The organism is Segetibacter sp., assembly GCF_025963695.1.
Lineage (GTDB): Bacteria > Bacteroidota > Bacteroidia > Chitinophagales > Chitinophagaceae > Segetibacter.
In genome coordinates, this window is the sequence record NZ_JAOQAH010000031.1 from 91,624 (window position 1) to 106,120 (window position 14,497).

The following is a 14,497-nucleotide window of genomic DNA, read 5'->3' on the forward strand; positions in this document are numbered from 1 at the left end:
GCGACGGATTGAACATCTGAAAGTCCGAAAAGGCTCAATTCAAACTTCAACTATCCCTCAATACTTCCAAAAGGGTTCGATACAGCACTTCCGCTCCCATCGTTAAATCTTCGTAAGAAGCAAACTCAAGTGGGTTATGACTAATTCCGTCTTTACAGCGAACGAAGATCATCGCGTAGTCAGTGGCATAACTTAAAGCCATAGCATCGTGAAAAGGTCCGCTCATAAGTTCCGGAGCATCAAGGTTAAGAGCAGTGCATTGGTTGTGGATAATCTCTCTGAGCCAATCTGCACAATAGCGAGGTTCGCTGTTCCAGTCTTCACTAATGATGTAAGTGAGGCGGTGTTTATGGCAAATGGCTTCTATTTGTTCGCGTAGCTCTGCTTCATATCGGTTGCGGCGGGCGAGGTCAATATCCCGAAGGTCAACGGTAAAAGTCACTTCTTCGGGAATGATGTTTCGGCTTGCGGGAAAAACATTCAGGGCGCCTACGGTGCCTACGGTAGGCGCACCAGCTATTTGGGTAGCGATGCTGCGAAGTGCAAGAATAATTTCAGCTGCACCAACAAGGGCATCCTGGCGAATAGCCATAGGCACCGAGCCGGCATGACCGGCCATTCCCCTAAGCTTTACCGTCCACCAAAGTGGTCCGGAGATACCTGAGACAACACCGATAGGTTTATTGGCAAGATCAAGCACCGGGCCTTGCTCTATATGCAGCTCAAGGAAGCAGTGGATGCTGCCGGCGGCATACTGGCTCTCGTGAAATTTATCCGGATCGCAACCAAAGTCTGTTAGTGCCTGCCTTCGCGTGATACCCTCTTTGTCTGCCCGATCTAGTTCGCCTTCTTCGAGGCGTCCAAGAATGCCACGGCTTCCAAACAGACCTTTGTTGAACCGCCATCCCTCTTCGTCGGCAAAGGAGACCACTTCAATGGTCCGCTGCGGTTTTATAACTTGTTCGGTAAGTGTTGTAACAGCTTCAATCGCACAAAGTACGCCAGCTACACCATCAAAGCGGCCGCCGTACGGTTGGCTATCAAGATGAGAGCCCATCATTACAACAGGCAGTTCCGGCTGGGTTCCTTCCAGCCGTCCTATCAGGTTTCCAAAGTGGTCTATCCGGGTAGTCATGCCTGCTTCGCGCATCCACATTGAGGCAAGTTCGAATGCTTGCTTTTCGGTTGGTGAAAGTGTTGGTCGATTGGTTCCGGTTTCACCTAGCTTTCCGATTTCACTCATTTGTTCAAAATGCTCCTGGAGGCGGATGGGGTTTATAGTCATGAAGTGGATGTAAGTTGTATGCGGGAAGTTATGAAATTATAGTTACGAGTGCCCACTTCTGAAACCTGCGGTTCTTGTTTGCAGCTGCGGGAAGGAAAGTTCATTTGCCCGTGAGTATTTTTGGATAAGAAGAAATAACCGCAGAGGAAATGCAAGTGATTTACAAAGATAACCGGAAGGTAAGTTTCGTACTTGTCCGTGTTTTTTTGCGTGCCCTATGCGGTGAAGTATTTTTTCAAGGAATGAAACAACAGCCTCGCTTTAGTTTAAACAAGCTTAAGTTATCTTGCGATCATGAAATATCTGCTCATTTCTTTGTTCGTTCTACAGGCAGCAATTTGCTATAGTCAAAGAAATAAATCACAAAGTAATAAGGCGTATTTCCCTACTTACGGCGAATGGAAAGAACAAAGTCCGTCAGTCTCATTTGATACTGCGAAACTTGCTGCAGCTATACAATTTGCCAAAGCCTCAGAGGTGAAGCAGACAAGAAGTATGGAATTATCACAAGCCCAAACATTTGGCAAAGAACCTTTCGGGCAGGGAGTTGGGCCTTTTTCAGACAGGGGCGATCAAACAGGAATAATTCTTCACAAAGGATATATTGTCGCATCGTGGGGAGAACCTTTAAGGGTAGATATGACACATAGTGTTACCAAAAGTTTTTTGTCATCTGTCATCGGCCTAGCCGTTGACGCCGGGCTAATAAAAAGTGTAAATGACCCTGTTGCTAAATACGTTCCTCCTATTGAGATCTACGATCCTTTATACCATCGTTCCCCTGAAAATATAGGCACTTCTGAAATGCTTGCCCCTTTTGCTTCCCCGCATAACAGAACCCTTACGTGGGATGTTATGCTGCGGCAAACAAGCGATTGGGAAGGAACGTTATGGGGCAAACCCGAATGGGCCGACAGACCAGATGCGGATGTTTCGAAGTGGTTGACCCGTAAAAGAAACACGCCCGGAAGTGTATATGAATACAACGATGTACGTGTAAACGCATTGGCGCTGGCAGCAACGTGTGTATGGCGCAAACCATTACCACAAGTCCTTAAAGAACAAATTATGGATCCAATAGGGGCATCTAACACCTGGAGATGGACCGGTTATCGCAATTCGTGGATTGTACTCGATGGACAACCAGTTCAGTCAGTAAGCGGTGGCGGACATTGGGGTGGAGGCATGTTCATTAATGCTTATGATATGGCTCGTTTTGGTCTACTCACCTTGCACAAAGGCCATTGGAATGGAAGGCAGTTGATATCTGAACAATGGATAAAACAATCGGTTACCCCTACCTCTGCACAACCCGGTTATGGTTTTATGAACTTTTTTGTAAATGCTGATAAAAAGTTTATGCCGAATGCACCTTCCACTGCATTTGTGCATGTAGGCAACGGAACTAATATTATTTATGTAGATGCGGAAAACGACATAGTAATGGTTGCAAGATGGATTGAAACAAAAGCTGTTGACGGATTGGTACAAAGGGTTTTGGCAGCCCTGAAAAAATGATCGGTGATTATCGGGAGAAAAGTAATGTAATGGCTACAGAACCCGGTTGTGCAACCTGGAAGAAAAAATCATCCGCAAAGAAATGAAGCATGTTGAAATCCTGTTGAATTATCACTCATCTAGTATTGTTTATCTTTGCCCCATGAAGATTTTAATGGTTTGCCTGGGGAACATTTGCAGGAGTCCACTGGCAGAAGGGATATTAAAAGATAAAATAAAAAAAGCAGGTCTTAACTGGGAAGTAGACAGTGCAGGAACGTTGGGTCGTAATGAAGGTTGTGCGCCACACGCGTTTTCACAGAAAGTGGCGCTGGATAATGGGTTAGATATCTGTGAACTTAAATGCCGCTATTTTACAAAGGATGACATAAAAAACTTCGACAAAATTTATGTAATGGATGATGAAAACTATCTGGACGTAAAAAGAATAAGTGGCAGTAATTGGGACTCCGGTAAAGTTGATTTGATATTAAATGAACTTTACCCCGGTGAAGATAGAATAGTACCGGACCCCTGGTATGGCGGTGAAGAAGGTTTTCGAAAAGTATATGAAACACTAGATAAAGCATGTGATGCTATAATTAAGAAGTATGCTCCATCAATGCACCTGGTTTAGTTTACGCTGTTGAACCCGGTAACGATCCTCAACAAAAAATTCAAAAACAAATTAGTATATAATTTAAATAAAAGCCCTTAAGAATTGGGGTAACACATGAAAGCAACATTACCGCAAGGAACAAGAGACTTTTCTGCAGAAGTAGTTCGTAAACGCAATTACATATTTAATACAATCAGGAGTGTTTTTGAATTGTATGGGTTTCAACCTCTTGAAACTCCCGCGATGGAAAACATGGAGACGCTGATGGGCAAATATGGGGAAGAAGGTGACAAACTTATTTTTAAGATTTTAAATAATGGGCTCGATAACCCCGTAAAGCATTTACAGGCACAACAGGATTTCGAAAAAGTACTGGAAGGGAAAAATACAAAAGGTCTTACAGAAAGAGCATTGCGCTACGATCTGACAATACCATTTGCCCGGTATGTTGCCATGAACTTTGGACAGCTAACGCTTCCTTTTAAGCGTTACCAGATTCAGCCTGTGTGGCGGGCCGACCGACCCCAGAAAGGAAGATACCGGGAGTTTTACCAATGCGATGCAGATGTGGTTGGAAGTAATAGTCTTCTAAATGAAGCAGAGCTTACAAGCATTTACAGCACCGTTTTTAAAAAGCTGGGAATAGACGTAGAAATAAGGATCAACAGCCGTAAAATTTTAGCCGCATTAGCGGAGTTATGTGGAGGTGCAGATAAAATGATGGACATCACCATTGCAATAGATAAGCTGGACAAAATTGGGATGGAGAAAGTAAAGGAAGAACTTTCTCAAAGAGGGCTAGATGCAGGCCAAATTTCGGGAATTGAAAATTATCTTTTAATAAGTGGAACTAATAAAGAAAAAATTCACGCATTACAAAACCTTATTGGCGGTATAGAAACTGGCAAAAAGGGAATTGAAGAAATTCAATTTCTCCTAAGCTTCCTTCCTGAATCAGTCACTAGTCAACTGTCAACTGACTTTACACTTGCCCGCGGCCTTAACTATTACACCGGGATAATTTTTGAGGTAAAAGCGAAAGGCGTACAAATGGGAAGTATTGGTGGAGGGGGAAGATATGATGACCTAACAGGGTTGTTTGGTGTACCAAACGTACCGGGTGTTGGAGTCAGTTTTGGAGTTGACCGCATCTACGACGTGATGGAAGAATTAAAACTTTTTCCGGAAACTGTGCAAACAGGAACTAAAGTTCTGTTTTTTAATTTAGGCCAAGCTGAAAGTAAAACAGCTTTTGGACTGATGCAGCAATTACGGGATAAAGGCACTACATCAGAAATTTTTCATGAAAACGCAAAGTTTGACAAGCAGTTTAAGTACGCCGATAAAAAAGGAATTGCATATGCCGTTATTATAGGAAGCAAGGAATTGGAGGAAGGGACTTGCGTTATCAAGGATTTAAAGAAGGGAGAGCAAAAAACTATAGGACAAGGAGAATTGATGGATGAAATGTTTTAGTAAGTCTGCTACCCCCCGGCGCATCGCAAAATTACGCAGGCCGTTTCGCTGTTGAAAAGAGATTTGCAGTACAAGTGAGTGACACAACGATGTTTAATATTTATTCAAAAGTCTATCTCAATAGCTGCCTTAAAATAAATTTTCATGCACATTTCTCCTTGATTTCGGAAAACTTTACATATTGAAACTCAGTATGAGATGAGCGGTCACTTACCTTTGCACCCATGAAATCACAAAAGAATATTCGCCACTTGAGTTTAGAAGAGTTGGCGAATTACTTTGAACAAATCGGTGAAAAAAAATTCAGGGCTAAACAGGTGTATGAATGGCTGTGGCTAAAACAGGCGCATAGCTTTGAAGCGATGACGAACCTGAGCAAAGAATTACGGACCAAACTACAAGAACATTTTACTTTACCTGCACTGAGGGTAGAAACTACACAATATAGCGAAGACGGAACGGTTAAAAGCCGCTTTAAAACAGTGGAAGGCCATATGGTTGAAGGTGTTTTAATACCAGCAGATGAACGCCAGACCGCTTGTGTTTCCTCGCAAATCGGTTGCAGCCTTAGCTGTAAGTTTTGCGCCACAGGCTATATGGAGCGCAAGCGAAATCTTGATTACGATGAAATTTATGACGAGGTTGTTTTGCTGAACCAGCAGGCCAATAAGGTATACAATAAGAAGCTGAGTAATATTGTTTTTATGGGCATGGGTGAACCTTTGCTTAATTACAAAAACGTATTAAAAGCCATTGAGAAAATAACTTCGCCCGAAGGACTTGGAATGAGCCCGAGACGAATAACCGTTTCGACAGCGGGTGTGGCCAAAATGATCAAACAATTAGGCGACGATAAAGTACGTTTCAACCTTGCGCTTAGCTTACATGCTGCCACAGATGTGAAGCGTAACGAGATTATGCCGATCAACGAAAGCAACAACATTAAGGCGCTGATAGAAGCTTTGAACTATTTTTATAAGCAAACCGGCAACGAGATAACTTTTGAATACATCCTGTTTCAAAACTTTAACGACTCAATAAAAGACGCGGACGAGCTAATCAAAATTTACCGCCAGGTTCCGGCAGACCTTGTCAATATTATTGAATACAACCCTATTGATGCCGCAAAATTTCTGAAGCCAGACGAGGAAACAGTTGAAAGGTTTATGAACCATTTATCTAAAGCGCGTGTAAATGCAAGACTTCGCAGAAGCCGGGGTAAAGATATTGATGCGGCGTGCGGTCAACTTGCCAACAAAAACACGCTTGAACTTGTTGAGAAAACGAATAATGAACAATTAATAATGAATAATTAACGGAGAAGCTTCAATTATTCATTATTAATTATTCGTTGGCGCCTCTCCTTAAATTATTGTTAGTCTGCATTACGAATAAAAATATCTGCCTAAATTGTCGCCGATTTCATAACACTAATACAAGCAGCTTTGGAAAAAAACTTCAAGTGGTCCAACGAAAGTGAACCACACAAACAGCGCACCAAGGAAATTATAACGAAGCATCCCGAGATCCGCCAGCTAATAGGTAGAAATCCGTACACCATTTTTGTTATTCTTTTGTGTGTAGGCATCCAGATTACCTTGGCAGTTTTATTAAAAGATGCCTCGTGGTGGTTGGTCTTTGGAGCCGCTTATTTAATCGGCGCATTTGCATGTCATACTCTTTTTGTCTGCATTCACGAATGCGCTCACAATCTTCTCTTCAAAAACAGGATGGCCAATACCTGGTCGGGTATTTTAGCCAATCTGCCCCTTGTTTTCCCTAGTTCTGTTTCTTTTCAAAAGTATCATATCAAGCATCACTCTTTCCAGGGAGTTGAAGAATTAGACGCCGATATGCCTTTTCAATGGGAGGCAAGACTAATTGACAACTCCAGGATCGGCAAGGCTATTTGGTTATTGTTCTACCCTCTTTTCCAATTGTTGCGACCTATGCGTTTAAAAGAAATTAATATTTGGGATAAGTGGACAGTAATTAACTGGATAGTACAATTTAGCTTTATGGCTGCTGTTGTTTACTTTCTTGGCGCCCACAGCGTTGTTTATCTTGTTGCCGGCTTCTTCTTCTCGGTTGGTCTTCATCCGCTCGGTGCCCGATGGGTGCAGGAGCATTATCTTACTCACGGCGACCAGGAAACCAAAAGCTATTATGGGGTTCTAAATACAGTTAACCTAAACGTAGGCTATCACAACGAGCATCACGATTTTCCTTCAGTAGCCTGGAATAGGTTGCCAAAAGTAAAAAAGATAGCAAACCAATACTATGACACACTGGGTTATCACACATCATACACAGGCTTACTTTTCCGTTTCCTGTTCGACAAGAACATCTCTATTTATTCCCGTGTTGCCCGTGCAAATCGGGGCAAAGTAAAGGTTACGAAAGAGCATGTTATTCCGGCAGCTAAAATGGTTGAAGCAGGCGAAGAAGTAATTGCATAACAATAAAAAAGATTTTTTATAAAAAGGAGGTGCAGTTGCATCTCCTTTTTTGTTTTCTATATTTTTATTTGCCAGCCAACAAACTTCTTTCGACATCCTTGTGTCACTCACTTCTACTTGTAATCTTTCTATTCATCTTTTTTCAATTGCGGATCAAAGCTCGACAAAGCAATAACATAGGCCAATATTGTAATGAACCCGAAAAAGGACTGCAGAGAATATACCTTCGTCCTGGCAAAAGATCAAGTGAGCCTGCTGGTGTTGTTGGTTCGAAAGCTTATAAAGAACCCACATCGGAACACCTGGTATACTACAGGTTGGTGCCAAAGAAAAGATCCTAAACATAAAAACGCCGCTGCTATTGCAACGGCGTCTAATAGCTTTCAATCCATTCTTATTGGTACTGTATATAAATTGGCTTTGGAGTAAACTGTAGCAACTCCTGCGGAGTGTACAATTGGTTTGCCCCGGTTTTAGTATCGTTATGATAAAACAATTTGAACCCGGTAAATTGAACCGGTTCTTTTTTAATGTACCTCAAATAAGTTGACCTTTTAAGAAATTTAGGTCCCCATCCATCCATGTCCATTACGATTTGCACTTCCGGAACTTTTTTTATTTGATCAAACCCTGTAACCATTCCCTGGGTGAACCGGTGAATAATTAAAATTTTTGGAGGTATATTATTTTTACGAACTACCTCCGCTAAATAATCAATTGCACTGTTTATATCAGCTGCATTAAAAGTTCCAATCTTCGAACCTGGTATTTCACCGTTTTTAAGTGAAAACTCAGGATCGATGCCGAGGTGTACGTTTGGCATTTTTAAATATGGCTCAAGGAGAGGCACCTCGGTTTTAACATCACTATGAGCCACCTGGATGTCAACAAATACCTGCGCGTTAATTTCCTTTGCCCAGCTTACAATCGTGTCAATTTGCTTAAAAGGCATCCTGTACCGATACATGTTATCCTTTTGAGGTGTTCCCTGAGCAGTAACTGCTACATAATGCAACGCAGGAATTACGGGAATCGAAGGATCTGCTGCCTGCCACTTAGCTACCTCACCCTTTAGTTTCGCTAACATTTGTTTTTTAGGCAACTCACCTAAAATACCCATCTTCTTCGAAAAAAGGTTTCCATAATACGCAACAATTCTATTAAAAGGCAGGATTGCACCAGCTAAAGGATATGGAGCTTTTGCCGGCCATTTTCCGGTTGTATCTCCATTGCTTAAATCTCTTATTATTTTATCATAAGCTGCAGTATCAACAATTTTTCTTGCAGGTTCGCCGGGCCGGGGCTGGCCCTTTTCATTCGTAACATCTGCTTTTTTTTCATTGCCGGCCGGAGCCTGGCTACAACCAATAGAAACTACCAGTAATAAGGGTAATAATTGTATTCTTTTCAAAGAAGATCTATTTTTCATAACGGTCAAATATATTCCAAAATAGAATGTACACAAATCATAGTTCTAAACATTATAGCGAGAGTAGCAACAAATTTCAGATCCGCCCCTCACCAGTTTCGAATTCTAATCACATAATTTTTCGGGGTAGTTTTAATGCTGGCGAAGATTTTGTCTTTTATTATCAATGAATACTTTATTTCCTATAGAGCCTACGTACCCTGAAGGTTTTTCCTACGTACCTAATTTCATCACCGCCGATGAAGAAGATGAACTTCATAGGAAAGTTTCAAAAATCGAATTACACAATTTCAATTTCCAGGGGTTTACCGCTAACAGGAAAGTAGCAAGCTTCGGTTACGACTATAGCTTCGATAATGGAGGTCTTACAAAAGGAAAAGACATCCCGCAAGCATTTCACTTTTTGGTTAACAAAGTAAACAGCCATTTGGCATTGAAACCAGGGCAATTTGCAGAACTCCTAATAACAGAATATCCTTCGGGTTCAGTAATCAACTGGCATCGTGATGCTCCGCCTTTTGATATCATTGCAGGCATCTCTATCATGGCTGATTGCACTTTTCGTTTACGCCCACAGGACAAAGTAAAACAAGGGCGGGGAAGCGTTATTTCACTTCCTGTAAATCGCCGGTCTCTTTATATAATTCAGGGACCAGCAAGAACTGACTGGCAACATAGTATTTCACCTGTTAAAGAAACACGATATTCTATTACATTGAGAACATTACGACCGTAGTTGCGCCTTCTCAAAATGTTCGAAATACCTCTTTTTCAAACACAGCCTTCAAAGCAGGATGCACGCATAAAAATATGAGCCACTTCCCCTTTTGTTAATGACAAGCTCAAACTACTATTGCACATTAATCCTCTCTTTTTCCCCGGTTAAAATATTTTCTTACCTTACTCACGCGGTTTCTGCTCTCTATCGTACGCTGTTTTTATGCCGAAGTTTTGTATAATTATATTACTTGTTTTATCTGGTGACCTCGTTGCCCAAAATGCTGCATGTATACCCGTAGTCACCATCACTGCCAGTCAGAACAATATTTGTTTGGGTACCACGGTTACGTTTCATGCCACTGTAGTAAATGAAGGCGCGAACAACGTGTACAAATGGAAAAAAAACAACTTGAATGCAGGGGTAAACAACAATGTCAATTACACTTCCGCTGACTTTAATGATGGTGATTTAATAACCTGTGAATACAGTACCAAAACTGTTTGTGGAGTGGACACAACAATTTTGGGCATGCCAATTACTATACACGTAATTGAAGGCATTAAACCTATTATCACGATTTCCAATAACGATCCGCTTATTTGCGAAGGAGAGGTGACGGTTTTTACGTCGCAGGCAACGTATGGTGATGCTATACCTTTTTATCAATGGCGGGTTAATGGACTACCGGTTGGAACAAATAGTCCTGAATATTCAACTACCACCTTAACCAATGGTGCCCGTATAGAATGTGTATTAACTATCTCAAGCCAATCATGCCCAGGTATACCCAGGTCTGCAACTTCTGAAATGACCATTTACGTGTACCCGATGATTCACCCTGCAATTACTATAACGCCAGGTAAAATACAGATTTGCAGGGGTCAAGAAGTTACTTTTACTGCTAAAGCCAATGGTGGTGCTTCTCCCCGCTTCAGTTGGGAAATAAATGGCAAGGCCACCGGCGATGTGGGGCCTGCCCTTATTACAAGTACCCTAAATGATGGCGACTCGGTAAGCTGCACCATAACGATTGACCAGGATTCAAGATGTCATACCAGTACTAGTGCGCCGTCGAACAAGATCGGAATGCAAGTACGGGATTATGCAGATCCCACGTTAATGATTGGTGCCGCACCTACGAATGTTTGCGCAGGTACAGCGATTACTTTTACGGCAACAGAACAAAATGCAGGAGAGTTTAAACAGTATCAATGGCGGGTAAATGGCCACAACGCGATTGGGAACCTGGGGACTTATACCAATAGCAAGCTGGCTAATGGCGACAAGGTTTCGTGTACGTTAACAACAAACATTCCCGGTTGTTCCATAACAGCCAGCGTGCCCTCTAATATTCAATCGGTAACTGTAAGAGATACGCCTTTGATCACTTTTTTGCCACCCGAAATTTCTGTTATGTCGGGCGGGACTGCTCAACTAAGTGCAACTGTTTCCGGTAATCCAGCCTCTGTAACGTGGCAGCCTTCGGCAGTGTTGCTTACGCCACAATCATTAACCTCCCTGACTGTTCCGCTAAAAGCCGACACCACATTTAGTCTAACCGTTGTTGATGTAAATGGTTGCGCCGCATCAAAAGAACTGATCGTAAAGGTGCTGCACAGCTTGCGGATGCCTACAGCCTTTACGCCCAATAAAGACGGGAAAAATGACCTCTTCAGAATTCCTCCGGGTGCATCAATTCGTTTGCACGAATTCGCAATTTTTGATCGCTGGGGAAGTGCTGTCTTTAGAACTGCCGATATTACCGAAGGTTGGAACGGCAGCTACGAGGGTAGGTATCTTGACACAGGCGTGTATATCTATGTTATTAAAGGAGTGGTTCAAGACCAGGAGGTGATCATAAAAGGAACAGTGGCTTTGTTAAAATAATTTTACATAAACGTACCATAGGCTTTTACATGTTCCTTAAGCTTATTGAAATTGATCTTTTGAACAGTTTTAAAGATTGCGATAAAAGCTTAATTATTAATTAAAAGATGAACGGATTGCGACGCAACAATGATCAATCGGAGAATTAATGCCGGTATCAAAAAAGGTTATCAAAATAATCCAACCGGCAGAATTATCTCCCATTTATTTGGCTGTTGTAGCCCAAGAGTATTATAGTCCAGCAGGCGACTGTAACGGATACCGAACGAAACATCTTGTTGGTTCCACCATTTGGTGTCAAAGAATAGTTCGCCTCCGACCGAGTTAAGCGAAAACTTATTACCCGTGCGCAAACTTTTTATCCTGGTGTAATCGTAAAAAGCGTTTGCCCTCAGGCGCTTGAAATAAACCATGTTACCAACTCCCCAATCGGGATAAAACAGCGGGAAATGATAGTTAGCACCAATCCTAAACATTCGGGGAAAATCGACACCTGAATATCCGCGCGAGAATGGAAAATTGTTTGAAAACGGGTACTGACCAAGCGTATCGCGTCTCTGGTAGGCGCCGGTAAAAACGACATTATGGTTTATATGAAAACCGGGTAAAAAAAGGGAACCATTAGCGAGAAACTGGTTGGCAGTTATTCGGTTGACAGTACTGCGGTATTGAAGCAACAGGTTCTGAGCCCATCGAGGATAGATTTGTTGCGGAGCTTTTTGAATTTGCCCGGAGTATTGCAACCTTCCCTGCCAGTAATTAGAAGTTTGGCTTCGAACAAAATTTTTATAAATACCGGTTCCTCTGATAGATTGACTGTTAATAGTAGCAGTTGCGGTAAGGTTGCGGTACTGTTTCCCCGAAGAAAAATTTAGAGGAAGCCGAAGCCCGGCGTTGACATTGAACTCGCTATAATTTGCAATGCTGTCACTTACCACGTTAGATGTTCTGTTTAAGGAGATAGAACGGTTCCATGTTTGACTTGCTCCTACTAAGGGCTGAATAAACCAGCCGCCATAAATAGCATTAACCCCCGCTTTATGACTGCTTTCATTTCGGTTGTAAGTATAATACATCCCGGTCTGCAGGGTATTAAGCACGTTTTGCCCTAAGAGCATTAGGGAGAATTCGGGATCGCTGTACTCGGGTCTCCAGCTATGGAAATTAAACAGGTTAAAAGCTTTGCCATATTTTTTTACCGGAAAATTTCTTGTCGTAATATTTTCAAGTGTGGTATATTTTTCTTGTTGCAGTGCCTGAACTGTATAGATATCAGGGAGAGCATCTTCTTTGTTTTCTAACGGGTACCACAGCAAATCTGCCTGGAAAATACTGGCGAGGCGATAACCATCAGCAGTAAAATTCGATGCTACTAATCTTTTATTGGCAGCATCGTAGACACCCTGGTAAAGACCGGTTGGATGAACAGCTACCCTAAAGGTTTTGTGGCTACTTTCAACAAATGCCCAAATCTCGTCACTTGATCTATAGGAGCTGGTAAAAAAAATGGTATCGCCCTGTACAGTTGGCAAACCAAAAATGCGCTCAGAAAAAGGAATAAGGCTGGTTTCCTTTCCCGTAGAAAGTTCTACTTTAACCAGCGCCATTTTACCATCCTCTTTCCGTACAGGCGTATAAACAAAAGAATCGTTGGAACAGAACTTTGGATAAGTATATACAGTTCCCCGGGCTGCTTTTGAGCGGAACAAAGTCTCACCTTTAAGGTTTAAAGCAACCAGGTTTGAGATCTGGTTTGTTCTCATTTCGACAGCAACTACCTTTTGTCCGTCGTGAGAAATGTCAGGCGAAAAAAACCGGCCATTAGTGGTTATTCTCTGCGTTTTGCCGGTTTTAATATTCAACGCTTTTATATCGCTAAATTCCCGATAACCCCACCTCTTGTCGGCCCTGTAGCTTGCATATACAATATTGCCTGTATTAAAAGAAAAGTAATCATCATTTGCAATGTCTCTTACCCCAATTTTTTGTTCCTTTCCGCTTTGAAGTATTCGATAAAAAGCCGGAATACGGCGGTAGCTTCTTTTTAAAACAATAAGCGATCCCTCAAAGCTTAAATATGGGTACTTGTAATCGGATACATAATTGTTGTTAGCAGGGGTAATGTAATTCACCGTTTTTCCTTTAGACAAAAACCACATGTTATGGTAGAAAGCAAATGCATCGGCTACAAATTTTTTATACGAAACACGTGCATATTTTTTTACAGCTCCCTGCCAGGGGTAGATTAAAGGTTTAAAACCAGCAGCATCATGAGAAACTTTTTTCCAGAAATCAGCCCCGTATTTTTCGCGGCCATACGCCACAAGCAAGTATCCAAGCTGGTAATGATCAGGAACATAATCTGTAAGCGACCCGTTTCGAAGCTTCATGTAAGAGTATCGCTTGTCTTGCTTAAACAGCGACTCGTAGCCTTTAAAAAAATAGGGCAACCGCCCCCTGCCCTGTCGGGTTAAAGCAGTTTCATTGAAAACAGCATCCCCTTCAAAAAACCAGTCAGGCACTGAGGCAGAATTTGCTAAAGCCTGTCCTTCCTGTCCAAATAAAAAGCTCGCTACCTTAGCAAGACCGATATTAAAATTGCTGTATTGCCCAACATGCCTATACTCGTGCAGAGACAAAAGATCAACCCAGTTGATAGAACCTAATTCAAAAGAGTTTGACGGAGCATTTAAATAAAACTCGCTGCGATATGGCCCGAGTCCAACATAAGCGTTTGAGACTGTCGATTGGTTTTGTAAGACAATATTTATTTTCCTCAGCTTGTTCCCGATCGTTTCTGTATGATTTTTTTGAAGCTCATGTATAATCGATGAAACCCTTCGCCCTGCATCTTCAAGTCCGGCAGGAAAAATAACTCTTGCAGTATCGGTTGTAATCTGGTTCCATTTTATTGAAGAAGGGTTGCCGCCAAAAACCTGGCAGTTGCCAGGGACAGCATAAAGGCACAAAAAAATAAATGAAAAGGTACGAAGCAAGTGTTGGCGCTTTAGGTATCCGGGCCCTGTTTCTACCAGGCCTCCTTGTTTGCTTAAGCCTAAAAGAAATGTGGCAAATACTTTCACATTAAGACAGTGAAAAGCATTCATTTAATACTGTCTACTAA

10 protein-coding genes are annotated in these 14,497 nt (G+C 42.0%); 7 read left to right on the forward strand and 3 right to left on the reverse strand.

The genetic code is table 11. The features are described from left to right. Nucleotides 1–46: 46 nt before the first annotated feature. Nucleotides 47–1,285 carry a M20 family metallo-hydrolase gene (locus JWR87_RS05010; protein WP_297816304.1) on the reverse strand — a complete coding sequence of 413 codons (1,239 nt, stop codon included), beginning with the start codon at nucleotides 1,283–1,285 and terminating at the stop codon, nucleotides 47–49. Between the two features lie 294 nt (nucleotides 1,286–1,579). Here JWR87_RS05010 and JWR87_RS05015 point away from each other — a divergent pair, with 294 nt between their 5' ends. From JWR87_RS05015 to JWR87_RS05035, 5 genes are all read left to right on the forward strand, one after another. Beyond that, nucleotides 1,580–2,803 (forward strand): serine hydrolase, encoded by a 1,224-nt coding sequence (locus tag JWR87_RS05015; RefSeq protein WP_297816306.1) that lies wholly within the window; start codon nucleotides 1,580–1,582, stop codon nucleotides 2,801–2,803. A gap of 82 nt (nucleotides 2,804–2,885) precedes the next feature. Beyond that, entirely contained in the window at nucleotides 2,886–3,419 is a 534-nt protein-coding gene (locus JWR87_RS05020) for a low molecular weight protein-tyrosine-phosphatase (protein ID WP_297816309.1), read from the forward strand. A 96-nt stretch (nucleotides 3,420–3,515) separates the two neighbouring features. After that, nucleotides 3,516–4,877 (forward strand): histidine--tRNA ligase, encoded by a 1,362-nt coding sequence (gene hisS / locus JWR87_RS05025; RefSeq protein WP_297816312.1) that lies wholly within the window; start codon nucleotides 3,516–3,518, stop codon nucleotides 4,875–4,877. Nucleotides 4,878–5,101: 224 nt separating this feature from the next. Continuing rightward, nucleotides 5,102–6,193 carry a 23S rRNA (adenine(2503)-C(2))-methyltransferase RlmN gene (rlmN, locus tag JWR87_RS05030; protein WP_297816315.1) on the forward strand — a complete coding sequence of 364 codons (1,092 nt, stop codon included), beginning with the start codon at nucleotides 5,102–5,104 and terminating at the stop codon, nucleotides 6,191–6,193. A 129-nt stretch (nucleotides 6,194–6,322) separates the two neighbouring features. Next, nucleotides 6,323–7,336: a fatty acid desaturase gene (locus tag JWR87_RS05035; RefSeq protein WP_297816318.1), complete on the forward strand. Its 1,014-nt coding sequence runs from the start codon at nucleotides 6,323–6,325 to the stop codon at nucleotides 7,334–7,336. 394 nt (nucleotides 7,337–7,730) lie between these two features. Here the strand turns inward: JWR87_RS05035 and JWR87_RS05040 are convergent, their stop codons facing one another. After that, a complete protein-coding gene (locus tag JWR87_RS05040; protein WP_297816321.1) occupies nucleotides 7,731–8,765 on the reverse strand; it encodes a hypothetical protein in 1,035 nt (344 codons plus the stop codon). Between the two features lie 166 nt (nucleotides 8,766–8,931). Between JWR87_RS05040 and JWR87_RS05045 the strand changes: the two genes are divergently transcribed. Together JWR87_RS05045 and JWR87_RS05050 are read left to right on the forward strand one after the other, a co-directional pair. Further along, entirely contained in the window at nucleotides 8,932–9,501 is a 570-nt protein-coding gene (locus tag JWR87_RS05045) for an alpha-ketoglutarate-dependent dioxygenase AlkB (RefSeq protein WP_297816324.1), read from the forward strand. A 204-nt stretch (nucleotides 9,502–9,705) separates the two neighbouring features. Next, nucleotides 9,706–11,373, forward strand: a complete 1,668-nt coding sequence (locus JWR87_RS05050) for a gliding motility-associated C-terminal domain-containing protein (RefSeq protein WP_297816327.1) — start codon at nucleotides 9,706–9,708, stop codon at nucleotides 11,371–11,373. A gap of 170 nt (nucleotides 11,374–11,543) precedes the next feature. Here JWR87_RS05050 and JWR87_RS05055 read toward each other — a convergent pair whose 3' ends face one another. After that, the gene (locus tag JWR87_RS05055) at nucleotides 11,544–14,480 is read right to left on the reverse strand and encodes a hypothetical protein (protein WP_297816330.1); all 2,937 of its coding nucleotides are present in this window, start codon (nucleotides 14,478–14,480) and stop codon (nucleotides 11,544–11,546) included. Nucleotides 14,481–14,497: the final 17 nt, after the last annotated feature.